The organism is Nonomuraea sp. NPDC049709, assembly GCF_040674815.1.
Lineage (GTDB): Bacteria > Actinomycetota > Actinomycetes > Streptosporangiales > Streptosporangiaceae > Nonomuraea.
Window position 1 is genome coordinate 40,494 of record NZ_JBFANM010000033.1, and the last position, 23,956, is coordinate 64,449.

The following is a 23,956-nucleotide window of genomic DNA, read 5'->3' on the forward strand; positions in this document are numbered from 1 at the left end:
TGCCCAGCCGCCGGGCCACGGCGGTGTTGTCCAGGCCTTCGGCACATCCGCGACCAGTGGGCCAGCACCTCTGCGGTCCTACCGCGTGTGGCCCACCCTCGCAGCGTTCGCCGCTCGTCCGCGCCCAGCACGAGCGGACGTCGTGGTCTGCCCGCCATTCCTCCATCAGACGACGAAACTCAAGACCGAGTCACTAGGCGGCGGTCGTCTCGGCCGCGGCTTCCGGCGTGCGGGATCTCATGAGGAATCCGGCGGCGGCCGCGGTGAGGAACATCAGGATGCCGTACGTCGCCGCGGGGACGGCCATCTGGGCGTTGTTCAGCAGCGCCGGGCTGAGGGCGACCGCGATCGCGAGGGTCGCGTTGTGGATGCCGATCTCCATGCAGGAGGCGATGGCCTGGCGGCGGCCCACCCCGGCCAGGCGGGGAGCCCAGTAGCCGACGGTCAGGCTGATCACGCTGAACAGGGCCGTGATCAGGCCGACGGAGCTGATGTAGCCGGCGAGGTTGTCCAGCTCCTGCAGGAGCGCGCCGAGGATGACCAGGACCAGGACGACGGCAGAGGTGATCTTCACGGGCGTGCCCATGCGGTCGGCGAAACGCGGGGCGAACGCGCGTACCAGCATGCCGACCGCCACGGGGACCAGCACGATCGCGACCACCTGCAGCGTCTTGTCGAACTGGAGGCCGAGCGTGCCCGCGTTGCCGAAGTAGCTCAGCGACAGGTTGGTGACCAGGGGCAGCGTGAAGACGGCCAGCACCGAGTTGATCGCGGTGAGCGTCACGTTGAGCGCGACGTCGCCGCCGAACAGGTGGCTGTAGAGGTTCGCGGTCGTGCCGCCCGGCGAGGCGGCCAGCAACATCATGCCGACGGCGAGGGCGGGCGGCAGGCCGAAGGCGAGCACGAGGCCGAGGCAGACGGCGGGCAGGATGAGGATCTGGCAGGTCAGCGCCACGACGGTGGCTTTGGGGTAGGCGAGCACGCGGCGGAAGTCGGCGATCGTCAGGCTCAGGCCGAGCCCCAGCATGATGATCGCCAGAGCGATGGGCAGGAAGACGCTGGCAAGGGCCATGGAAGGGCGAGTCCTCTCCGTGCCGGAAGGGCTCGTTGACCGGATCCCGGGCGCCTTCCGTTGATCGACGTCGGCTGCAGAACCCCACCATGTGGGATCGCCGGCCAGATGGGAAGAGGGGCGGAGCGACGAATCCTCACCCCGGGTGGCACGCCGCCGCCACCCGGGGCATCTGGACTACTTCCCGTGCGGATCGGACGCGTTGAGCATCTCCACGACCTGCTCGTAGTCGCCGCGCGCTTCGCCGTAGCGGAGAAACTTCACGCGTTCGACCTGGATCTCCTTCGCGTCGGGCACCGACTCGAGCAGGGCCATGACCTCGGCCACGAACTCTTCGAGCGGCATCGCGTGCTCGCTGTCCTCCTGGCCGGGCAGCAGCGAGGTGCGGACGGACGGCGGCTCGAGTTCGACGATCTTCACGTTCGTGTCGGCGAGTTGCAGCCTGATCGACTCGCTGAGCATGTGGATCGCGGCCTTCGACGCGTTGTAGCTCGGCGTGATCTTCAGGGGCGCGAACGCGAGGCCTGAGGAGACGGTGAGGATCGTGGCGTCGGGCCGCGTCTGCAGATGCTGGATGAACGCGGCGATGAGGCGGATCGGGCCGAGCACGTTGGTCGTGATGACCGCCTCGGCCGAGGCCAGGAAGGCGTCGGGCTTGTGCCAGTCCTCGACGCGCATGATGCCGGCCATCGTGACGAGGACGTTGAGGTCCGGGTGCCTGGCCAGGACCTCCTGGGCGGCGGAGTCGATGCTCGCGGCATCCGCGGTGTCGATCCGTACGGTGTCGATGCCCGGGTGCTCCGCGGCGATCTGATCGAGCAGGTCGGCGCGCCGGCCGCCGACGATGACGGTGTTCCCCTCGGCTTGCAGCGCGATCGCGAGGGCCAGGCCGATGCCGCTCGTGGAGCCCGGGATGAAGATGGTGTTTCCGGAGATGTTCATGCTCCAAGGTTTCCTTGCCGGCCGGCGCCGGTGCAGAGAGTGGTTATCGGGGGATCGACGATCCCTGGCTCACGGTCGTCGCTCCTTGGGGCACGGGCAGATACTGGACATATGGACCGTGCAGCACTCGCCGACTTCCTGCGCCGCCGTCGTGAGGCGCTGCGGCCGGAGGACCTCGGGCTCCCCGCGGGAGCGCGCCGCCGTGCCCCGGGCCTCAGGCGCGAGGAGGTCGCGGGACTCGCCGCGATGTCGACCGACTACTACACCCGGCTCGAACAGCAGCGCGCCCCGCAACCCAGCCCGCAGATGCTCGCCTCGATCGCCCGGGCGCTGCGGCTGACGGGTGACGAGCGCGACTACCTGTTCCAGATGGCGGGGCAGAACGCCCCGGCGTCCGTGTCCGCCGCATCACATGTCGCTCCCGCGCTGCTGCGCGTGCTCGACCGCCTCAGCGACACCCCGGCGCTCATCCTGTCCAGCCTGGGCGAGACGCTCGTGCAGAACCGGATGGCCGACGCCCTGTTCGGCGACAAGTCGGGCTACACGGGCCTGGCGCGAAGCGAGATCTACCGGTGGTTCACCGATCCTTCGGAGCGGCTGCGCTACCCGGCCGACGACCGTGACCGGCAGAGCCGCGCCCTGGTCGCGAACCTGCGTGCCGCGTACGGAACCATGGGCCCGCAGTCGCGGGCCGGCGAGTTCGTGCGGGCCCTGCGGAAGGCCAGCGCGGAGTTCGCCGAGCTGTGGGAACGGCATGAGGTCGCCAGGCGCTTCGAGGACCACAAGACGCTCGTCCATCCCGAGCTCGGCCCGATCGAGCTCGACTGTCAGGCGCTGTTCACCGAGGATCAGTCCCAGGCGCTGCTCGTGCTCACCGCTCCTCCGCGCAGCGAGGGCTACGAGAAGTTGCGGTTGCTCGCGGTGCTGGGGCACGAACGGTTCCCCACCGACAGCCCCTGACGGCTCAGTCCGAGGACGCGGGCAGTACCTTCCCGGCTTCCTCCCCCACCGGTACGGCCGCGGTACGGTGCTCGCCGCGCGGGCGCAGCCCGAACCACACGAGGACCACGCTGAGGAGTTGTCGCCGCCGGCCAGCACGACGGACACGCCGTTCGAGCCCGCCACCCGCCAGCAGGGTGTTGACCCCGATCCCGCCGTGCGAACCGTCACTGATGCGGGATGTCGAGGCTGGTGTCGACCATGGTGCGGGCCGGCCTGCTTCAACTCATCGTCGTCCTCACACAGATCGGGGCTCGTGAGCACAGCAGGTGGTGGGGCGAGTCACCACCGGGGCGCGCGGCATGGCAGGATCCCGGCCATGTCCCTCAGCGTTCCCCGCCTCCGGATCGGCTCGACCGAGATCATCGCCCTCGCCGATGGCGAGGGCCCGTTCTTCTCCCCGCGCGCCGACGCCTTCCCCGAGGCCACCGCCGCTCAGTGGGCCGAGGCCGACCGCTACGACCCGGGCGCGGTCGACGCCGAGGGCCGCTGGCGGCTCCAGTTCCGCGCGTACGCGATCCGCGGCTACAAGGGCCTCACCATCGTGGACGCCGGGATCGGTCCGGCGGACAGCCCGGCCGGCTCGTGGGCGCCCGTCCCCGGTGCGCTCCCCCAGTCGCTCGCCGCCGCGGGCATCGACCCGGCCGAGGTCGACACCGTGGTGCTCACACATCTGCACACCGACCACGTCGGATGGGCGGTCGTGACCGAGGCGGCCGTCCCACCAGCGGACGACGCTGCGGGCGGCGCTGCGGGCGGCGCTGCGGACGACGCTGCGGACGACGCTGCGGGCGGCGCTGCGGGCGGCGCTGCGGGCGGCAACGCTTCGACCAGCAGCGCGGCCGGTGGCCCCGCTGCGCCCGGCAGCGCGACCAGCGATCGCCGCCCCTACTTCCCGAACGCCGAATACCTGCTCCAGCGGGCCGAGTTCGACGCCCTCGACGCGCTCAACCCGCAGCTGCGCGAGACCCTCATCGACCCGCTCCAGGCGGCCGGACGGCTCCGGCTCCTCGACGGCGACACGCCGCTGCGCGCCGGGCGCACGATCGCCACGCCCGGTCACACGCCCGGGCATCAGAGCGTGCTGGTCGCCGACGGGCACGAGCTGGCGCTCATCACCGGCGACCTCCTGGTGCACGCCCTCCAGCTGCTCCACCCCGAGCTCGCCTACGCGCACGAGATCGACCCTGAGGCGGCCAGGCACTCAAGGAAGCGCATGCTCGGCCACGCAACCGCCACCGCGCTGCACCTGGCGACACCGCATCTGACGGAGCCGTTCATCGCGGCGTGATCGCGGCACCGTCCGAACCGTTCGGCACGGGTCAGGCCGCGAGGGCATGCAGACGCTCCGAACTCTCGGTGGTCTCCTCGTCGACGGGACTGAAGACCGTGAAGCGGCAACCGCTTCAGAGCCGGAGCCACATCCGGTCCGCGTGCAGGCACAGCACGCCGACCAGCTGTTCGAGGTCGACTCCCGGACCGGATTCCTGGACGCCCCGATCGCCATCGGTAGGCGGGTCAGCCGGGGTCGGTCAGGACCTCGCCCGCCTTCACCGCGCCGGTGAGCAGGGGACGAGGCTCCGTCACGGTAGGGTTCTGGCGGACTTTCCTCGAGATGGACGGCACGTGTGAGTAAGGCTAATGAGCTGATCGGCGCGGCGATAGAGGCCCTTGCCCGCGAGGACGAGGCAGCCTTCGACTCCGCCGCCGCCTTCCTGGCCGACCGGGACGACGCCGATCGCGTGCTGGTGGAGGTCGTGACCCGTGCGATCTCGGGGTTGTGGCGGAACGGCTGGCAACCCGCCGACGTGGTCAGGATCGCGGCCAGGCGGCTGACCGACTGGCACGGGCGGGCGGCGGCTGACCTCATCGCCTGGGAGATGCGGGCCTACGCGCCGGCCACGGTGGATGAGCGCTGGCGCGACCAACTCGCCGGCCTGGAGGCCACGGTGTGGTGGAAGGGCGGCTACCTGGCGGCGCGACAGGCCCGCGACGGGGCCAGCCGACTGATGACCGTCTCCGGTGCGCTGGAGCTGCTGGGGTTGCTGACCGGACTGCCGCGGCTGGAGTCGTTGAGCCCGCGGCCCGGGGCCGCTCGCCGTACGGTCCAGGCACGCCCGCACGCGGTCAGCGAGAAGACGTTCGCACGGGTGCGGGCGCTGCTGGCCAAGGCGGAGTCGACGACGTACGAGGCGGAGGCGGAGACGTTCACCTCGGCGGCGCAGAGCTTGATGGCGAAGTACAACATCGACGCGGCGATGCTGGACGCGCAGCCAGGCGGAGGTGAGGCCCCGGCGGGCATCCGGGTCGGCATCGACGCGCCGTACGAGCAGCCCAAGGCCGTGCTGCTCGACCGCATCGCCGAGGCCAACAGGTGCCGGGTGATCTGGTCGAAGGAGCTGGGGTTCGCCACCGTTCTTGGGTTCTGGGCGGACCTGTCCTGGGTGGAGGTGCTGTTCACCTCGCTGCTGGTGCAGGCGCAGACCGCGCTGGTGAACTCGGGCACCAAGAAGCACGGCACCGGCCGGTCGAGGAACAAGACGTTCCGCCAGTCGTTCCTGTCGGCGTTCGCCTCCAGGATCGGGGAGCGGCTCGCCGAGGCCACGGCGGGTGCGGTCTCACAGGAGAGCGCCAGCCGGGGCACCGACCTGGTGCCGGTGCTGGCGGCCCGCGAACAGGAGGTGGAGCAGGCGGTCGAGCGCATGTTCCCGGACCTGGTCTCGCACACGGTCCGCACGTCCTGGGATCGGGAGGGCTGGGCGGCCGGCCGTACCGCCGCCGATCAGGCCAGCCTCGGGGTGCGAGAGCGATAGCGCCTGTATCCCTGATGCTGGGGATGCCCTTCCCTAGCATCAGCCATCCAAGGACGCGACGACACGGATCCGACGGGACAAGGCTGAATGCTGAGCTCGAGAAGCTCTCGCGTGGGCTCCTGCCGTCGTTGACCGGGCCTCGCGAACGAGAGGCGGCACTCCCGATCAGCGGGCGCGCCTGACGGTGTCGCAGGCATGTGCGGATCACGACTGATCGAACGCTCCGCGCCAACCCGGGCGCCACAAGCCAGCAACTCGCCGACGCGCTTGAGGTGAGCACCGGACCGTGCCGCGCGACGTCGGCAGACACCGCGACCTCGCCGGGCTCCGAGCGGCGCACGCTGGCCGGAGCCGGACGCCGACGTCCCTTGACAGCGCCCTTCCGGATGAAAGGCTGAGGCTTCTCCCTCGTCAAGGAGGACCACGATGACCGCGACGCCCCCCGAAGCCCTCACCTCAGACCCCGCGGCACCGCAGATCGCACAGTCGCTGGCAGAGATCCGTGCCAAGGGCGCCGGCCTGTTCTCCCGGGCGCTGGTGATGGTCAACGGAGACCTCTCCTTCGACGAGACGCACAGCTACAAGACCCCGGTCGCGGGAGCGCGTTCCGGGGGGACGACACGCTACTCCCTGGCGGAGACCAAAGACGCGAGCCGCAGCTACCAGGGACGTGTCGACAAGGCGCAGGCTCGCATGTCCAAGCAGGACAGCGAGGTCGCCGTCCTGCAGGAAGCCTGGGACTGGATCGAGGCGCTTCGTTCCTCGTTCCCTCATGGCGCCCACATCCGGGTCGTGGTGGTCGGCAACATCGGGCCGTGCACCGGATGCAAGGCCCGCCTGAAGCTCTTCCAGCAGGACCTCATCGGCGTGTTCGGACCCGGGCAGGTGATCGTGGAAAGCGTCTACGACACCAGCCAGATGTTCGTCACGAAGGACTACGCAGAGAAGTACGAGGACTACGAGACGGGGGCCACGAGCACGGTCTCGACGACCTACGGATACGAGGGCGCGACGGTGGAGGCATACCAGCCGCCGGGTGCTCCGCAGAGCGTGTCGTACTGGCTGTACCAGGTGGGGTAGGCGGTCCCGGGGCCATACGTCTGCCGAGCTCGTCAGCATGGTGATCATGCCGCCCACACAAGGCTTGGTCCTTGCGCTGCAGCGAGGTCTTCCCCAGCGCCCGCGCCCCCGGAGGGGTCCTGGTAGCGGCGCGGGTTTCGGTTGGTCGCTCGGGCTCGAAGTAGGCGGGAAGAGCCTTGCGCAGGTCCTGGCGGTAGCCGCGCATCGGCTGCTCGACCAGCATCAGCCCGGACGGGTCCAGCGCCGCCGTACCAGATCGGCGTGCCGGCGCAGCAGCGTGCCCGGCGTCAGAACAACCGCCGACGACCGGCTGCAGACAACAGCCGCGCCACCTGCCGACGCAACACCGCGAACCGATGACGCAAGACGAGAATCCCCGCGTCCTTCGACCTCTGCGAGCGAGCCGGCAGCACCAGCCAACCCGCGAGCCGGACAGAGATCAGATAAAGCAACCGCAGCACCATGAACAGCGATCATGACCGCCAGAACGGGAACGCCAAACCCCAGGTCAACCCCAACGGCCGAGTTTCGGGCACCCACAAGGTGACCGTGGCCGCCTCCCGGGCGGCCACGCGGTCGGTGGTGGCGCAGCTGGAGAGGCAGGTGCTGCTCGCCAAGCTCTGCAACGTCCCGCACCGGCTCGGTCCCCCGGCGGGGAACTGCCTGGCGTTCCTCGGCGCCCCAGGCGCAGAACGAGGTGCCCGCCGCCCTCTGCCCCCGGCCGCTACGCGGAGTGGCGCGGGAAGCAAACGCGCAGCACGGCAGCGGCCACGGCCGCCGCCAGAACGATGGCGCCGGCCAGGATGAGCGCCTGGTGGTAACCGTGGCGCAGCAGCGGGGCCATGACCAGGGGACCGAGGATCTGGCCCACGGAGTACCCGGCGGTCAGCAGCGCGACGGAGCGGGGAAAGCGCAGGCGGGCGCCCGCGTCCAGGGAGAGCGTGCTGACCCCGATGAACGTCGCCCCGAACAGCACCGCCGCGACGAGCGCGGCCGTCACCCCCGGCACCAGGGCCGGCAGCACGATGCCGCCCGCCTGGATGACGAGCGCGGTGAGCAGCAGCCCCGGCACCGACCAGCGGCGCCCGAGCCGGGCCCACAAGGCCGCGGACGGCACGGCCGCCACCCCGACCAGCACCCAGGCGCAGCTCCCCGCCCACCCGGGGCTCGTCTCCTCGATCGCCGCCGCCAGGAACGTGGCCGCCACGATGTAACCGACGCCTTCGAGCGTGTACGAGGTGAACAGCACGGCGAACCGGCCCCGCAGCGCCGCTCCACCGGCCTTCACCCCGCCGGTCCTGGCGGGCGTGGCCGGCGGGGCCTCCGGGCGCAGGTTCCATGCGGCGGCTGTGAGCAGCGCGGCCAGCAGGGATGAAGCCCACCAGGCCGCCCGCCAGTCGGCGGCCGAGCGCAGCACGAGCACGAGCAGGCCGGACAGCGCGATGCCGCCCCCGACGCCTCCGAACGCCCAGCCCGGCAGGTGCGTGGGATGCTCGCGCAGGTGGCTGAGCAGGGAACCGGCCGCGGTGACGAAGATCAGCGCACTGCTCACCCCGGCGATCAGCCGCAGCGTGATCCACACCGCCGCACCGCCGGTGAACGGCATCGCGGCCAGGCTCATGGTCAGCACGACCAGGCTGGCCCGCAGCAGGGCGGGCCTGCGCATCAGCGCGGGCGACACGCTGCCGGCGAGCGCCCCGAGGAGATACCCGACGTAGTTGGCCGTCGCCAGGCTCGCCCCGGTCGTCGCGGACAAGCCGGCCTGGGCGTGCATCAGGGGCAGGATCGGGGTGTAGACGAACCGGCCGACCCCCATGCCCGCGGCGAGCGCCGCGGCGGCCTGGCCGACGTGGACCCAGGGCGAGCGGAGCGCAGCCGCACCGGTCCGGACCGGGAGGGCGGCGGTCAAGGATCGTCCGGTCATGGGCAGAGCAATCGAAGTCGGGCGGTCATCGTTTCATGGTGCGTGCTTCTCCTGGCCGCCCGCCACGACCGGCGTCCTCCCTGGTGGTAGGCACAGCCTCCGAGCAGCATGGCTCGTGGAGCTTCGCCGGCGGCGGCCTGGACCTCGCCGATGACACTGGTCCGTCGCGACCCGGGCCACGGCCGTGCTCCTCGACGACGACACCACCTCCTGGCCGTGGCGAGGCCCTCGGCGCTGAGGGGACGTCGGCATCCACGGCTCGGACGCCTGGCCGCCCTCTGATGACGCGTACCGCCGCTGACTTGCGGTAAGAGCCTACGCCTACCAGGTAGGAGAAAGCCGGTCCTGGCGCGGGCGGCGTACGCCTTTGACTTCCCTTCTCCGGCCGTCTACGTTCACCCGAATAGACGACCGGTTGTCTACCAGTTTTTAAGGAAGGTCATCATGAATTCTCAGAAGGTCGCCATCGTCACCGGCGCCTCGCAGGGCATCGGTGCCGCCGTCGTCGACGCCTACCGCAAGCTCGGCTACGGCGTCGTCGCCGTCTCGCGCACGATCGCCCCCTCCACCGACCCGGGCGTCCTCACCGTCCAGGGCGACGTCGCCGACCGCGCCACCGCCGAGCGCGCCGTGGCCGCCGCCGTCGAGGGCTTCGGCCGGGTCGACAGCCTGGTCAACAACGCCGGCATCTTCGTGGCGAAGCCGTTCACCGACTACACCGTGGACGACTACGCCGCCGTCAGGGGAGTCAACATCGACGGCTTCTTCCACATCACCCAGCTCGCCATCGAGCGCATGCTCGCTCAGGATGGCGGCGGTCACGTCGTCAGCATCACCACCAGCCTGGTCGACAACGCCGACGCCCGGGTCCCGTCCGTGCTGGCCAGCCTCAGCAAGGGCGGCCTGCAGTCCGCCACGAAGTCCCTGGCCATCGAGTACGCCAAGCGCGGCATCCGCGTCAACGCCGTCTCGCCGGGCACCATCAAGACGCCCATGCACCCGGAGGAGACCCACGAAGTCCTCGCCGGGCTGCACCCGGTGGGCCGGCTCGGCGAGATCAGCGACGTGGTGGACGCGGTCGTGTTCCTGGAGCAGGCCCCGTTCGTCACCGGTGAGATCCTCCATGTCGACGGCGGCATGAGCGCCGGACACTGACCATGAACACCGACACCGAAGCGGTACTCCGGGACGTCCTGGACCGGTGGGTGGCCGGCGTCGGCGCACACCGGCCGCAGCAGGTCGCCGCCCTGTTCACCGAGGACGCGATCTTCCAGGGGTTGCGCCCCTACAGCGTCGGCCGGCCCGGCATCGCCGCCTACTACGACTCCCAGCCGCCCGGGCTGGCCGCCGCCTACCGGATCGTCGAGACCCGGGCCCTCGCCGACGACCTCGTCCTCGGCTACCTCGCCGTCGACTTCTCCTTCACCGACCGGCCCACCCTGCACGTGTGGCTCAGCGTGCTCGTGAAACGGACCGAAGACGGCTGGCGCATCGCCCACTACCAGGTCTCCCGCCTCGACTGAGGACCAGCGATCGCAGCCGGGAACTCCCTGGCGCGACCCATCAGCCGGCTGCGCGAGCCTCCGCATGCCGGCATTTCGTACCAAGCGCAGGAGGCGCACATCATGGACATGAAACTCGAAGTGGTCGTGGTACCGGTCGCGGACGTCGACCGGGCCAAGGACTTCTACACGGCGCTGGGCTGGCGGCTCGACGCCGACATCGCCACCGGCGAGGACTTCCGGGTGGTGCAGGTGACCCCGCCCGGCTCGCCGGCGTCGGTCATCTTCGGCACCTCGGTCACGTCCCAGACGCCGGGCTCGGCCCAGGGCCTGCACCTGATCGTCGACGACATCGCCGCCGCCCACAACGAGCTCAAGCGGCTCGGCGCCGAACCCAGCGAGGTCTTCCACGACGCCGGCGGCGTCTTCCACCACGCCGGCACCGACGCCCGGGTGCCCGGCCCGGATCCGCAGCGCAGAAGCTACGGCTCGTTCCTGTCGTTCAGCGACCCGGACGGCAACGGCTGGGTCCTGCAGGAGGTCACCACCCGGCTGCCGGGACGGCTGGACCCGTCGGCCACCACATACGCCTCCACCGCCGACCTCGCCGCCGCGCTGCGCCGCGCCGCCGCCGCGCACGGCGAGCACGAGGCCCGCACCGGCGCCGAAGACCCCAACTGGCCGGACTGGTACGCCGACTACCTGGTACGCGAGCAGGCCGGAAGGGAACTGTCGGCATGAGCGACCACACCTACCGCGTCCCCACCCATCCTGCCTCCGCCGGCCAGGACTCCACCTACCGGGCCTTCACCGTCACCGGCCGGCGGCAGTTCACCCTCGTCGAGCGCGAGCGGCACGAGCCGTCACCCGGTCAGGTGCGCATCCGGATCGAGGCCTGCGGCATCTGCCACACCGACGTCCTCGCCGTGGAGGGGCTGCGGCCCGATCCCTCGGCGCCGATCGTGCCCGGCCACGAGATCATCGGCGTGATCGAGGCCCTCGGCGACGGGGTCGATCCGACGTGGCAGGTCGGCGACCGCGTCGGCGTCGGATTCCTCGGCGGCCAGGACACCACCTGTCAGGCGTGCCGGCGCGGCGACTTCGTCAACTGCTCCGACCAGCCGCAGACGGGCACCGGCATCGACGGCGGCTACGCCGAAGTGACCTACGCGCGGGCGACCGGCCTCGTACGGATCCCGCCCGGCCTCGACCCTCTCGCCGGCGCGCCGTTGCTGTGCGCGGGCCTGACCATGTACAACGCGCTGATCTCGGCCTCGGCGCGGCCCGGCTCACTGGTCGCGGTGCAGGGCATCGGCGGCCTCGGCCACCTCGGCATCCAGTACGCCCGCGCGCTGGGCCACCGGGTCGTCGCCATCGCCCGGGGCACCGCCAAGGCCACGCTCGCCGCCGAACTCGGCGCCCACGACTACATCGACAGCACGCAGACCGACCCCGGCGTCGCCCTGCGACAGCTCGGCGGGGCGGCGGTCATCGTCGCCACCGCCGCCTCCGGCGCGTCGATGTCGCCGCTGCTGCCAGGGCTCGGCCGGCGCGGCGAACTGATCGTCGTCGGAGCCGCGCCCGACCCGATCCAGGTGGCCACGGGCGACCTCATCTTCGGCGAGCACGTCGTGCGGGGCAGCCTGACCGGCACCGCGATCGAGAACGAGGACAACCTGCACTTCGTCCTCGACCACGGCATCCGCTCCCGCAACGAGGTGTTCCCGCTGAGCGAGGCGCCCAAGGCCTACCAGCACATGATCAACGGCGACGCCCGCTTCCGCGTCGTCCTCGACCCCACGACATGAGACACCCATGTCCGATCTACCGCTGGACGGAACCGTCGCGCTCATCACCGGCGGCGGTGGCGCCCCCGCCGCTCGCACCCCGCGGGGTTCGGCCTGATCCCTGATCACGTCCGCCACTGCATGACCAGCTGCGTGTGGCGCTTGCGGAATACCCGGCCCACGGCAGGTTCGGGGACCGCGGCGCCCGCCGGGTAGAGGATGAAGCCGGGCCCCGGGCGGTGCCGCCAGTCACGATCCCAGGTCAGCACGTGATCATGCAGGCGGTCGGCCAGACCGGCGCCCTGTGGACCGTGTCCGTAGATGCCGAATTCGTGCCGGACCTTGCCACTCTGGTCGTCACGGTGGGCTTCCCGGGCCGTGAGATAGGCGAAGCTGTCGGGCGCGATGAGTGCCGGGCAGAACCAGCGGGCGGCGGTGTGAACGAGGTCGCATTCAGTGGCGGGGTCGCGGTAGATGAGCCCGAACGAATCGTCTTCGGTCACGATCCACAGGTTCAGCGTCTCGAACGACTCATGGCTGTCGACCGTGACCCCCGTCCACAGCTCTGTCCGGTCCTCCTCCAGGGCACGGTTGAGCGCGGCCTCGTCGAGTTCAGGTCCGCCGTCGATCGTCAACGAGACGGCACCGCCGGCCAGCTCCGCTTCCTGGGACCGGTGGGCGCCTTCGCCCTGCAGCGCGACGAACCCGCACACGGTGGGATCATGGCCGACGAGCCGATCTCCTTCCTGGACGAAGGTGATCGACCTGGTGGTCGACTTGAAGATCAGCGGAACGACCAGGCGACCGCCCGGTGCGAGCAGTTTGCCCCACGGGCAGTCCCAGACCCCGACCGTCACCAAGATGGCGTCGAACGGGCCAAGGTCGTCGACCGCGTGTTCGGCGTCGCCGAGAACGACCTGTACCTGCGGGTAGCCGGTCTCGGCGAGGAATCTGCGCGCACGTTCGCACACCCATGGATCGATATCGACGGTGACGACGTGCCCTTCCGGTCCCACGATCTCGGAGATGACGGCGGCGTTGTAGCCCCCAGAACCTATCTCCAGCACCCGGTCACCCGACCCGATCCGCGCCGCTTCGATCATCTGCGCCTGCAGCCAAGGGGCGCTGACAGAGCTGGTGGCCCGCCCGCGCTCGTCGAACCGGGTCCGGATGACCTCGTGGACCGCGTAGGCGGCCTTCAGACTCGTGGCTTCCGGGCCGAAAACCTCACGGGGAACGTTGAGAAACGCCGCCGCCACCTCGGGCCGGCGAATCGAGCCTTGCTCGAGCAGGGCCGCGACCATCGCAGAGCGGAGCTGCTGCGCGGGCTCGGAGGTAACGGTCTCCATCGGTGTCGGCACCCCACCGACCCTAGCTTCGACCCCTGATCCTTCTCAGCGACTCCCGCGGAGACCGCCAGTTTCCTGACCTGGCTTTCCGCAGGCAAGGAGTGCCCTTTCCGGTCCCGATCGGCGGGTCAGGAGGCTACGCCGGTGTGCCCCCTCCGAGCACAGCGGAGGGATCGGATCGGACCAGGTCGCCCAGCCGGAGGACGCGGCGAACGACTTCCGCACGTGGGGGCGGCCTGGGTTCTCTACTCGGCATGCTCGACTGCGGCTTTCGGGAGTGCGAGCATCACGAGCGCCGTGATCAGGTAGAGCGCGGCTGAGACGATCAGGACGATGCCGAGCGCGCCACTGTAGCCGGCCAGCACCGGCGCTCCGGTGGCTGAACCGGTGACGGAGGTGAAGAAGATCGTGCCGAGCACGGCGATGCCGACGGCGCCGCCGATCTGGTTGACGGTGGAGAGCACCCCGCCCGCGGCGCCCGCGTTGCGTCCGGGGACGCCTGCGAGGACGACGTTGACGAGAATGGGTGCGGCGAGACCGAGCCCGAGGCCACCGATGAAGAGCGCGAGGGCGAGGAGCCAGTATCCGAGTTCGTTGCCGTCCTTGACGATGTACCACAGGACGAGCTGGGATGCCGCGATGGTGAGCGAGCCGGCGATCAGGAGCGTTCTGCCCGCCTTGGCGGCGAGCGCGACGCCGAGGCCGGAGGTGATGATCGAGCCGAGCGCGTACGGGAGGATCACCAGGCCGGTCTCCCATGCGGTTCGGCCGGTTCCGTTCTGGAGGTAGACCGAGAGGGTGAGGAAGTACGACCCGATGCCGCCGAAGAAGAGCACCGAAGCGCTCAGGCCGACTGCGAAGGCGCGGATTCTCAGCAGCGCCGGGTCGAAGACAGGTTCGTTTCCGCGTCCGGCGAGACGGCGCTCGTGGGCGAGGAAGATCGCGAGCACGATGGTTCCGGCTGCGAGGAGGGCGTTGCTGGCCCAGGTCCATCCCCATGTCCCGGTCTGGATGATCGGCAGCAGCAGGAGAAGGATGCCCGTGGCCGCGAGGAGCGCGCCTGGGAGGTCCAGTCGCGCGGTCGAGGCGGAGCGGGACTCCGGCAGGACCTTCGCGCCGATGATGAGCGCCAGGATCGAGACGGGCACGTTGATCCAGAAAATCGTACGCCAGCCCAGGTTGAACAGGTTGGTGTCGACGAGCAGCCCGCCCAGCAGCGGGCCGGCGACCGAGGCGAGGCCCTGGACCGCTCCGTAGGCGCCGAACGCCTTGGCACGCTCGCCCGGAGCGAATGATGCCCGGATGATCCCGAACACCTGCGGAACCATGATCCCGGCGGTCAGCCCCTGCCCGGCCCGCATGCCGATGAGCATCCCCGGATCGACGGCCAGCGCGCACAGCGCCGAGGTGACCATGAATCCGGCCAGCCCGATCACGAACAGCCGCTTGCGGCCGTACTGGTCGCCGAGCCGTCCACCGGTGATCAGGCCCGCGCCCAGGGCGAGGATGTAGGCGGCGATCGTCCACTGGATCTGGGCGTCACCGGCACCCAGGTCTTGGGCTATCGCCGGGGCCGCGACGGTGACGATCGTCGCGTCGAGAAGGTCCATGAAGGAGCCGAAGAGCACCACCAACAGCGCCGCGGTCCCGCCGGCGCCGGCGATGGGGGTCGGAGAAGCCTCAGTGGTACGGGTGCCCCCTCCGGGGCTCGGTGAATCGGTCATGCGGGCCACCATCACCGGCATAGTTGCCATCGAGTGACCGCTATCGGTGAGAAAATCCGACAATCATGGCTGCTACCTCCGCGCGGGCGCTCAAGCTGCTGTCCATCTTCGGGATCGGTGCGACCCTGACCGCCGAGGAACTCGCCTCCCGGCTCGGAACGTCAGCGAGAACCGTACGTCGCGACATCGATACGCTCCGGGATCTCGGGTACGAGATCGAGGCCGTCCGCGGAGCGGGTGGGGGCTATCGGCTCGGTCGTGCTACCCGCTTGCCGCCGGTCGTCTTCGATGAGGACCAGGCCGTCGCCACGGCGGTCGCGCTCCAGACCGTGCCGGCGGTCCTGTCCGGCATCCGCGAGAACGCGGCCCGTGCTCTCGCCACGCTGCACCAGGCGATGCCCGCGCGCAGCCGCCTGCATGCCGAAGCGTTCACCGTCTCTTCAGCCCGCAACTACTGGGAGTTCCCCGCGCCACCGATCGACGCCGAGATCGTCCGCGCCGTCGGCAGCGCGATCAACCGGCGGCACCTCGTTCGCGTGGACTACACCGGTGACGGCGAACCCGTCACGCTCACGCTGGAGCCGCACGACCTCGTGGTCTGGGCCGCACGCTGGTACCTGGTCGCCTTCGACCCGGATGCGGACCGGTGGCGCGCTATGCGCGTGGATCGCATCAAACCACGCGCGCCCACGCACACCCCCTTCGACCGGCGTGACATCCCGCACGGCGATCCCGTCGCCTTCGTCATGACCGCACACGACCGCGGAGACGCCGCCGCCGAATGGCAATGCCGCGGCTCAGCCATCGTCGCCCTGCCCGCCTCCACCGTCGCCCGGTTCGCCCCCGGCGGATCAACAGTCGGGTACGACACCGAAACCACCTGCCGACTCACACTCGGCGCATGGTCATGGCCAGGACTGGCAGGACTGCTCCTCACCTTCGACGCCGACATCACCGACATCGAACCGGCCGAACTCAGGCAAGCCCTGCGCTCCCTGCGCACCCGGATCACCAAGGGACTCCGACCCGGCTGACCTGCACATCGGTACGCGAGGAGTGCTGCGACCGGATCCTGCTGTTCGACCGCGGTCATGCCGAGAGGATCCTCCACATCTACGCCCGCCACTTCAACGATCATCGCCCCCACCAAGCGACAAAACCCCGAGCCCACAACCGGTGAAGCCGTTAAGAAGCAGTACGGGCCGGGGACACGTTTGAGAGAAGACCCCCAGGACAAGGAGAGCATCATGCCCGACTCCCCCGCCCCGCTGGCGAACGTCTTCACCATCGGCGTCCGCAACTTCACCGCCCAGCGCGACTTCTATCGCAGCATGGGCTGGCCGCAAGTAGTCGACGACGACAACTACGCCGCCTTCGAGCTCCGCGGCGCCGTGCTCGGACTCTTCCCCCTGCAGAACCTCGCGGCCGACGGCAACACCGAGCCGGCCCCCATCGAGAACGGCATCAGCTTCACCATCGGCATCATGACCGACAGCGCCGAGGACGTGGACCGTCTGGTCGACCGCTTCCGCAAGGCGGGAGCGCGCATCACCAAGGAGCCGGAGGACGCCGAGTTCTTCGAGGGACGGTCGGCCTACCTGGCCGATCCCGAGGGCAACTACTTCGAGGTGGCCTGGGCAACCAGCGACAACACGATCGTGGCGGCGGCACGCCGAGCGGCCGGACAATGACCGCCGCGCCGCGCGGCGCACCGGCCGGGCGCCGTCGCAGGGCATGGACCCCCGAGCAGCCGCTCCAGGATGCCCGCGCGGCGTGTCCCACCCGGAAGCCCGGTTTCGTGCTGTGAGCTGGAGTTCTGCTGCATGATCAGAGCGGGCGCCGCAACTACGAGCCGCCGGTGCTCCGTCACGAAACCAGGCACTCCGCCGTCAGCTGGGTGGTCGGCCGCGGCGGGATCACACCGACCGGCTCTGGCTCACGCAAGCCGGGTCGAGCGGCCGGTTCTGCCACAGCCATCCGTGGATACGCCGACCAGGCCGCGATCAAGATAAGGCATGACAAGGCGCGTAGTGATCGGGGATCCCGGTGCGTCCAGGGCCTGGCGGTTCCCAAGTCGCCGCATGGGCCCACTTTTGAACGCGTTCAGCCGGGAGATAGGCTTGTCCCACTCGCCTTGGGAGAAGCCGGATGAAGATCGTGATACCCGGGGGAACCGGACAGGTAGGCACCATCCTCAGTCGCGCGCTGACCGCCGCGGGCCATGACGTTGTGATCCTGACCAGGCGGCCGGTGCGCGATCGCGACGTCCGCTGGGATGCCGAGACGCTTGGCCCATGGGCGAAGGAACTCGACGGCAGCGACGTAGTGATCAATCTGGCCGGACGCAGCGTCAACTGTCGTTACACGCCTGACAATCTGCGGGCCATGATGGATTCGCGGGTGCATTCCACCCGGGTGGTGGGTGAGGCGGTCGCGGCCGCCGTACGGCCTCCCCGGGTCTGGTTGCAGATGAGCACCGCCACGCTCTACTCCCACCGCTTCGACGCCCCCAACGACGAGTCGACCGGCGTGCTCGGCGGAAACGAACCGGGCGTGCCAGGCTACTGGACCTACAGCGTTGAGATCGCGAAAGCGTGGGAGCGGGAGCAGGAGCAAGCCGAGACCCCGCACACGCGCAAGGTCAGCATGCGCGCCGCCATGGTGATGAGCCCCGACCGCGGCGGCGTCTTCGACGTCTTGCTGCGGCTCGCGCGCCTCGGCCTTGGCGGCCCGGTCGCCGGCGGCGCGCAGTACGTGTCCTGGATCCACGACCGCGACTTCGTCCGCGCCGTCGAGTTCCTGGCCGACCGCGACGACCTCGCCGGGCCGGTGAACCTCGCTGCTCCCGTTCCGTTACCGCAGCGCACGTTCATGCGCGTGCTGCGCGCCGCGTGTGGTGTTCGGGTGGGCCTGCCCGCAACGAAGTGGATGGCCGAGCTCGGTGCGTTCGCGCTGCGCTCGGACACCGAACTCCTGTTGAAAAGCCGCCGCGTCGTCCCCGGCCGCCTGCTCGAAGCGGGCTTCGCCTTCGACTACCCCCAGTGGCCGGAGGCCGCCGACGACCTCGTGCGACGCCTGCGCGGCGGGCCCGGCTCCACCATGTGAGCCTTCGGCTCCTCCAGCGGCTCCATGGCCGCCGGACGCCCTCCCCGCGCTGGCCGATGACCGGTATTTCGACCTGCGGTTCGTCCTCGGCACCGCCGGCACGCGCGCCTCCGTACACGTCACCGAGCCTTCGCCCATGACGGCGACGCTCCCCTTGATCACCCGCTTGCGTACGATCTTCGGCTCGAAGCTGCCGTCCCGATCACGCGGCCGGCACGGTGAGCTCGACCGGCCCGACGTTGTGATCAGGACTTGCACCGAGAACCGGGCAGTTCGGTGGCCGCATCCCCCACGGTGCGGCACCGGCGAAACCGGGCCGCACGGCCGGTCGTCATCCGGTGGCCTGGCAGGTGGTGCCCGGGGGCGGGAGCCTCAAGCTGGTGAAGTAGCGGTTGACGTGGGCGGTGACGCAGCCGCCCTTGCCGTAGACGTAGAGCGCGTGGCCGTGGCCGTCGTAGCGGACGCTCGAGGAGCCCGGCACGTGGCGGATGATGTCGGCGACCTCGTCGTGGTCGGTCCAGCTGCCGACTCCGAGGAAGGGCACCAGGCCGCTGGTGGGCAGCGGCGCCGGCGGGTTGGTGACGGGAGCGGGCCAGCCGGCGCAGCCCAGCGGCCACCACGCCCGCTGCCCCGCGAAGTTCGGCGACAGCTCCTGCGCCCTGCGCAGTGCCCCGCGGTAGGCCGCGTAGCTCTCGTACCCGTGGCCGTCGAGGCAGGAGGTCATGTTCTGCCCGGCGAGCGAGGGGACCTTGGGACTGCCCGTGGCCCGCCGGACGTACTCGGCGAACCCGGAGGCGTCGCCCTCGGCGGCCTTCTTGATCGCCTCGGCCAGCTCGACCCAGCGCGGGACGTCCGGTTCCGGGCCGGGCGAGGTGAAGCTGGGGGCGGCGGCCACCTTCAGGTCGAACCCCGTGTACGCGGCCCCGGTCGGGTCGTTGCGCACCGGCACGGGTGAGCGGTCGGCGGCGACCACCAGCCGGTGCCACATCTCGCGGACGTCCTGGCCGTGCAGGGCGCAAGCCGTGGCCGAACGGCACCAGGCGGCGAACCGCTCCAGTTGCTTCTCCGCCCGCGGATACATGAAGGGCTCCCTGGCCGCCGCCCCCTGGATGTGGCCGGCGGTGCCGTCCATGACCATGGCGCGGATGCGGGAGGGGAACAGGCGGGCGTAGGCCATCGCGGGATGTCCGCCGTAGGAGGTGGCGAGGAAGCTCAGCCGCTGCTCACCCAGCGCGGTGCGGACGGCCTCGATATCGCGGGCGACGGAGGCCGAGTCCATGTGGTCGAAGAACTCCTGGTCTGCCGACCGGCACCGCTGCGCATGTTCGCGGTTGGTCCGGGCGAGTGCGGCGTACTCGGCACGGGTGTCCGGCAGGGTGATGTAAGGGCCGGCGGCCAGGCACTCGTACGGCAGCACGCCGCCGGGCTTGACGGTGTTGCGCGGGTCGAAGCTGACCACGTCGAAGCGGTCACGTAGCTTGGCGAACCTCCCGTGGAACTGCTTCAGCTCATCGATGCCCGACGCGCCGGGGCCGCCTGGGACGGAAAGCACCGTGCCGATCCGGCGTGCCGTACCGGAGGCGGGAAGCATCGCGACAGGCACGGTGATCTTCCGTCCCGCGGGCTCCGTCCAGACGAGAGGCACCTGGACGGAGGCACAGCGCATGTCCTTTGGGGCGTCCTTGTCGGTACACGGCCCCCAGACCGGCGAGGACGGGCCGGAGCCGGCCGAGTCTGCGGCGGCGGGCACCGCCACCAGAGCGGTCACGAGCGTGGCGGCCGCTCCAACGGCCGCCACCTTCAGGCGTCCCTTCAGCGCGGTCACCGTCGCACCCGCCGTCAGCGCGGCGGCGACGTAGCCGACGAGCAGCGCGGCCGCCGCCCCCGAGGGCAGCAGGCCGCCGCCCACCCCGGCGATCTGCGACGGCAGATTCTCCATCATGTACGAGCCCACCTGCGAACGCAGCGGCGACGGCAGCGCCTGGGCGACGATCGGGATCACCAGGAAGAACATGACGAGCGCGACCAGGCTGCCAGGGGTGGACCGGACAGCCGCGCCCACACCGAGGCCGATCAGCGCCGCGGCCGTCATGGACAGCCCCGCGAGGACCACCGTGGCGAGCACGCCCGGCTCCGAAAGCGGGGTGCCAAGGGTGCCCCCGTCAAGCAGCATATGACCGGCGCGGTCGCCGAGGACGGCCTGGGCGGCCAGATGCATGGCGAACGCCAGCACCTGGCCGACGACCAGGGCGACCGCGGCCAGACCGGGGATCTTGGCGAACAGGAACACCTGCCGCCGCGGCACCGCCGCCAGGCTCGTGCGGATCATCCCTGTGGCGTACTCGGAGGTGATCGAGAGCGCGCCCAGCGTGCCCAGCACAAAGTAGGCGACCGGCAGCCCGGTGCCCAGCCCGGCGCCGTTGCCGGCGAAGGTCAGCCGCTCCTCGAACGTCTGGCGGTCGAACCCCCGGCCCACCAGGTACGCCACCCCAGCGCAGACCAGCACGGCGAGGACCGAGGCGGCCAGCAGGTAGACGTTGGAGCGGAGCGAGCGGAGCTTGTACCACTCCGAGGCGATCACGTCCCTCATCGAGTCGCCTCCGAGACGGTGGCGGGGCGGGCGCCGTACTGGACGCTGTCCTCGGTCAGCTTCATGAACGCCTCCTCCAGCGAGGCGCTGCGCGGCGTCAGCTCCCGCAGCGCGATGCCGGCCCGCAGGGCCAGCTCGCCGATCCCGGTCGCGTCCATGCCCCGCACCGTCAGGTTACCGGGCGCCAGGGCGTCGGCGGTCACGCTCGCGCCGTGCGCGCGCAGGGTCTGCGCCAGCCGGTCCGGGCGCGCCGTGCGGACCAGCACGTCGCGCCGGAACCGTGCGGCGAGCGCGTCCGTCGTCGTATCGGCGATCAGCCGGCCGCGCCCGATGACGACGACGTGGTCGGCTGTGAGGGCCAGCTCGTTCATCAGATGGCTGGACAGCAGGACGGTGCGGCCCTCGGCCGCCAGCGAGCGCAGCAGGTCGCGGATCCAGCGGATGCCCTCCGGGTCCAGGCCGTTGAGTGGCTCGTCGAACATGAGCACCGCCGGGTCGCCGAGCAGCGCACCCGCGATGCCGAGGCGCTGCTTCATGCCCAGGGAGAACCCGCCGATCCGCCGGCCCGCCACGTCGGTCAGGCCGACCTGGTCGAGCACGACGGCCACCCGCTTCGAGCCGATGCCGTTGCTGCGTGCCAGGCAGCCGAGATGGTCGCGGGCCGTACGCCCGCCGTGCACCGCTCCGGCGTCCAGCAGCGCTCCCATCGTGCGCATGGGCCGGCGCAGCGACGCGTACGGCCGCCCGTCCACCAGGGCCTCACCCGCGGTAGGGATCTCCAGCCCGAGCACGGCCCGCATGGTCGTGGACTTGCCGGCTCCGTTCGGCCCCAGAAATCCGGTCACCAGGCCCGGTTTGACGGTGAAGGTCAGGTCGTCTACTGCGAGCGTGCGGCCGTATCGCATGCTCAGCCCTCTCACTTCGATCACGTCTCATCCTCGTCCGCCAGGTCAGGCCGATCAGCTCGATCCGATCGGCGGGACCAGCCTCGCGGTCCGGGGCTCCGGCCTCCATGGGCGTCGGCCCACCGGCCAGGGTGGGAAATCGCCACCTCAAGAGGTAGGGCCAGCCCCACCGACTGCTCCTCGCCGGCAGGGCAGACTGCACCTGTGATGGGGATACGACCCGCGTTCGGCGGGCCGGCGCGGCAGGCCGTCAGTGCTGTGGCGGGGTACGCGCGGAACGGGGTGAGCAGCCTGGCGGCGCTGGCGCTGAACGCGGTCACCGGCCTTGCTGCGCTGGCGGTGCTCGCTCTGGTGCTGGTGAGCGCCGCCCTCGTGCCGGTGGCCGGTCTCGGACGGGTGCCGCTCGGCCTCGGGCTCGTTCTCGTCCACCGCCTGGCCGCCTACCAGCGCCGCTGGGCGGGCCGGGTGCTCGACAGGGACGGCGCCGCAGGGAGCCACCTGGGCGAACCCGACCGGCCATGGGCCACCGCGGTGCCGGAACCGCGCCGGCGCGGCACGCGGCGTGAACTGGGCTGGCTGGCCGTGCATGTCGTCACGGGCCCCGCCCCGGTGGTGGCGATGGGGGCGATGCTGGCCGCCCTGGACTACGTCTGGTTCCGGCTGCAACCGGCGGAGACGAGCACGCTGAACACGTTCGCCCTCAGCTTGTCCATCGTGGCCATCGCGGCCGTCGCCCTCATGGCCATCCCCCTGTTCCGCATCGGGCAGGCCCGACTGGCGCGACGGCTGCTGGACGGCGGCACCGCGACGGACGCGCGGATCCGGGCGCTGACCGCGTCACGGGCCGCGGTGGTCGACGCGCGCGCCGCCGAGCTGCGGCGCATCGAACGCGACCTGCACGACGGCGCGCAGGCCAAGCTGATCGCCATCTCCATGCACCTGGGGCTGGCCCGCGGCTCCCGTGACCCGGGCGAGATGGTACGCCTGATCGACGAGGCGCGGGAGGTCGCCGGCCAAGCGCTGACGGACCTGCGTGACCTGGTCCGCGGCATTCATCCCCCGGTGCTGTCCGACCGCGGTCTGGCCGGCGCCATCGAGGCGTCCGCGCTGCTGTGCCCGATGCCGGTCGAGGTCGACATCGACCTGCCCGGCCGCCCGCAACCGCCCGTGGAGTCCGCCGTCTACTTCGCCGTCGCCGAGGCGCTGGTCAACGCGGCCAAACACAGCGGCGCCTCACGCGCATGGGTGCGGCTGCGGCACACCGCCGGCGTGCTTCGCATGACCGTGGGCGACAACGGGTGCGGCATGGTGCGCCGCGACAGGGGCACCGGGGTGCTCGGCATCGAGGACCGCCTGTCCGCCTTCGACGGCACGCTCACGGTGACCAGCCCTCAAGGCGGCCCTACCGTACTGACCATGGAGGTCCCGTGCACGTTGTCATAGCCGAAGACCTGGCGCTCCTGAGGGACGGGCTGGTCCGCCTGCTGTCGGCGAACGGCTTGACCGTCGTGGAGGCCGTGGACAACGGCCCCATGCTGCTGGAGGCGCTGGTCCGGCACCGCCCGGACGTGTCCGTGATCGACGTGCGGCTGCCGCCCGGCTTCACCGACGAGGGACTACGCGCCGCGCTGGAGGCGCGCAGCCGGATCCCGGGCTGCCCGTGCTGATCCTCTCGCAGTACGTGGAGCAGCTCTACGCCAGGGAGCTGCTGTCCGACCGCTCCGGCGGGGTGGGGTACCTGCTGAAGGACCGGGTGGGCGATGTCGGCAGATTCGTCGACGCGGTACGCCAGGTCGCCGCGGGCGGCACCGCGATGGACCCGGAGGTGGTCTCCCAACTGCTGACCCGCCGCAGCCGCGACGAGCCGCTGGCCGCACTGACCCTCCGAGAGCGTGAGGTGCTCGCGCTCATGGCGGAGGGAATGTCCAACCTGGCCATCGCCGCCCGCTTCCAGGTCACCGACAAGGCGATCGGCAAGCACACGAACAACATCTTCGCCAAGCTCGGCCTTCCTCCGTCCGACGACCACAACCGGCGCGTCATGGCGGTCCTGGCCTACCTGCAGGCCTCACCAGCACCATCACGACCACCGGTGTAGCGCTCACGTGAATTGCTTGGAACAGTGGTGAGCGGACGGTCGCCCACCCAACAGGTCTACGAGACT

20 protein-coding genes and 1 pseudogene are annotated in these 23,956 nt (G+C 70.7%); 13 read left to right on the forward strand and 8 right to left on the reverse strand.

What is annotated here, in order from left to right; all coding sequences use genetic code 11:
- Window positions 1-193: 193 nt before the first annotated feature.
- Together AB0J69_RS30450 and AB0J69_RS30455 are read right to left on the reverse strand one after the other, a co-directional pair.
- The gene (locus AB0J69_RS30450; protein WP_364123928.1) at window positions 194-1,072 is read right to left on the reverse strand and encodes a bile acid:sodium symporter family protein; all 879 of its coding nucleotides are present in this window, start codon (window positions 1,070-1,072) and stop codon (window positions 194-196) included.
- Between the two features lie 177 nt (window positions 1,073-1,249).
- Window positions 1,250-2,014, reverse strand: a complete 765-nt coding sequence (locus AB0J69_RS30455) for an SDR family NAD(P)-dependent oxidoreductase (protein ID WP_364123930.1) — start codon at window positions 2,012-2,014, stop codon at window positions 1,250-1,252.
- A gap of 111 nt (window positions 2,015-2,125) precedes the next feature.
- Here AB0J69_RS30455 and AB0J69_RS30460 point away from each other — a divergent pair, with 111 nt between their 5' ends.
- The 4 genes from AB0J69_RS30460 (at window position 2,126) to AB0J69_RS30475 (ending at window position 6,906) form a co-directional block, all read left to right on the forward strand.
- On the forward strand, window positions 2,126-2,974 hold the full coding sequence (locus AB0J69_RS30460; RefSeq protein WP_364123932.1) for a helix-turn-helix transcriptional regulator: 849 nt from the start codon (window positions 2,126-2,128) through the stop codon (window positions 2,972-2,974).
- A gap of 358 nt (window positions 2,975-3,332) precedes the next feature.
- The gene (locus AB0J69_RS30465) at window positions 3,333-4,304 is read left to right on the forward strand and encodes an MBL fold metallo-hydrolase (RefSeq protein ID WP_364123934.1); all 972 of its coding nucleotides are present in this window, start codon (window positions 3,333-3,335) and stop codon (window positions 4,302-4,304) included.
- A gap of 337 nt (window positions 4,305-4,641) precedes the next feature.
- A complete protein-coding gene (locus tag AB0J69_RS30470; protein WP_364123936.1) occupies window positions 4,642-5,826 on the forward strand; it encodes a DUF2786 domain-containing protein in 1,185 nt (394 codons plus the stop codon).
- Between the two features lie 426 nt (window positions 5,827-6,252).
- A complete protein-coding gene (locus AB0J69_RS30475) occupies window positions 6,253-6,906 on the forward strand; it encodes a hypothetical protein (protein WP_364123938.1) in 654 nt (217 codons plus the stop codon).
- 287 nt (window positions 6,907-7,193) lie between these two features.
- On the opposite strand, the gene AB0J69_RS30480 is transcribed toward AB0J69_RS30475, so the two are convergent.
- Window positions 7,194-7,370 (reverse strand): hypothetical protein, encoded by a 177-nt coding sequence (locus AB0J69_RS30480; RefSeq protein WP_364123940.1) that lies wholly within the window; start codon window positions 7,368-7,370, stop codon window positions 7,194-7,196.
- 260 nt (window positions 7,371-7,630) lie between these two features.
- Entirely contained in the window at window positions 7,631-8,830 is a 1,200-nt protein-coding gene (locus AB0J69_RS30485) for a YbfB/YjiJ family MFS transporter (RefSeq protein WP_364123942.1), read from the reverse strand.
- A 444-nt stretch (window positions 8,831-9,274) separates the two neighbouring features.
- Between AB0J69_RS30485 and AB0J69_RS30490 the strand changes: the two genes are divergently transcribed.
- From AB0J69_RS30490 to AB0J69_RS30505, 4 genes are all read left to right on the forward strand, one after another.
- Window positions 9,275-9,985 carry an SDR family oxidoreductase gene (locus AB0J69_RS30490; RefSeq protein WP_364123944.1) on the forward strand — a complete coding sequence of 237 codons (711 nt, stop codon included), beginning with the start codon at window positions 9,275-9,277 and terminating at the stop codon, window positions 9,983-9,985.
- Window positions 9,986-9,987: 2 nt separating this feature from the next.
- On the forward strand, window positions 9,988-10,353 hold the full coding sequence (locus AB0J69_RS30495; protein ID WP_364123946.1) for an SgcJ/EcaC family oxidoreductase: 366 nt from the start codon (window positions 9,988-9,990) through the stop codon (window positions 10,351-10,353).
- 102 nt (window positions 10,354-10,455) lie between these two features.
- A complete protein-coding gene (locus AB0J69_RS30500) occupies window positions 10,456-11,073 on the forward strand; it encodes a VOC family protein (RefSeq protein ID WP_364123948.1) in 618 nt (205 codons plus the stop codon).
- Window positions 11,070-12,140: an alcohol dehydrogenase catalytic domain-containing protein gene (locus AB0J69_RS30505; protein ID WP_364123950.1), complete on the forward strand. Its 1,071-nt coding sequence runs from the start codon at window positions 11,070-11,072 to the stop codon at window positions 12,138-12,140. The genes AB0J69_RS30500 and AB0J69_RS30505 overlap by 4 nt, the downstream gene beginning before the upstream one ends.
- Before the next feature lie 104 nt (window positions 12,141-12,244).
- Here the strand turns inward: AB0J69_RS30505 and fxlM are convergent, their stop codons facing one another.
- Entirely contained in the window at window positions 12,245-13,480 is a 1,236-nt protein-coding gene (gene fxlM, locus AB0J69_RS30510; protein ID WP_364123951.1) for a methyltransferase, FxLD system, read from the reverse strand.
- Between the two features lie 233 nt (window positions 13,481-13,713).
- A complete protein-coding gene (locus AB0J69_RS30515) occupies window positions 13,714-15,255 on the reverse strand; it encodes an MFS transporter (protein ID WP_364123953.1) in 1,542 nt (513 codons plus the stop codon).
- 2 nt (window positions 15,256-15,257) lie between these two features.
- On the opposite strand from AB0J69_RS30515, the gene AB0J69_RS30520 reads away from it, so the two are divergent.
- The 3 genes from AB0J69_RS30520 (at window position 15,258) to AB0J69_RS30530 (ending at window position 18,297) form a co-directional block, all read left to right on the forward strand.
- On the forward strand, window positions 15,258-16,226 hold the full coding sequence (locus AB0J69_RS30520) for a WYL domain-containing protein (RefSeq protein WP_364123955.1): 969 nt from the start codon (window positions 15,258-15,260) through the stop codon (window positions 16,224-16,226).
- 213 nt (window positions 16,227-16,439) lie between these two features.
- Entirely contained in the window at window positions 16,440-16,883 is a 444-nt protein-coding gene (locus tag AB0J69_RS30525) for a VOC family protein (protein ID WP_364123958.1), read from the forward strand.
- A gap of 457 nt (window positions 16,884-17,340) precedes the next feature.
- Window positions 17,341-18,297, forward strand: coding sequence for a TIGR01777 family oxidoreductase (locus AB0J69_RS30530; RefSeq protein ID WP_364123961.1), 957 nt, complete (start codon window positions 17,341-17,343; stop codon window positions 18,295-18,297).
- 331 nt (window positions 18,298-18,628) lie between these two features.
- Here AB0J69_RS30530 and AB0J69_RS30535 read toward each other — a convergent pair whose 3' ends face one another.
- Window positions 18,629-20,887, reverse strand: a complete 2,259-nt coding sequence (locus tag AB0J69_RS30535) for an alpha/beta fold hydrolase (protein WP_364123964.1) — start codon at window positions 20,885-20,887, stop codon at window positions 18,629-18,631.
- Window positions 20,884-21,816, reverse strand: coding sequence for an ATP-binding cassette domain-containing protein (locus AB0J69_RS30540; protein WP_364123967.1), 933 nt, complete (start codon window positions 21,814-21,816; stop codon window positions 20,884-20,886). The genes AB0J69_RS30535 and AB0J69_RS30540 overlap by 4 nt, the downstream gene beginning before the upstream one ends.
- Window positions 21,817-21,999: 183 nt before the next feature.
- Between AB0J69_RS30540 and AB0J69_RS30545 the strand changes: the two genes are divergently transcribed.
- Both AB0J69_RS30545 and AB0J69_RS30550 read left to right on the forward strand, forming a co-directional pair.
- A complete protein-coding gene (locus AB0J69_RS30545) occupies window positions 22,000-23,235 on the forward strand; it encodes a histidine kinase (protein WP_364124130.1) in 1,236 nt (411 codons plus the stop codon).
- Window positions 23,220-23,890 (forward strand): annotated as a pseudogene (locus tag AB0J69_RS30550) (response regulator transcription factor). Before AB0J69_RS30545 ends, AB0J69_RS30550 begins: the two are co-directional and overlap by 16 nt.
- Window positions 23,891-23,956 lie beyond the last annotated feature (66 nt).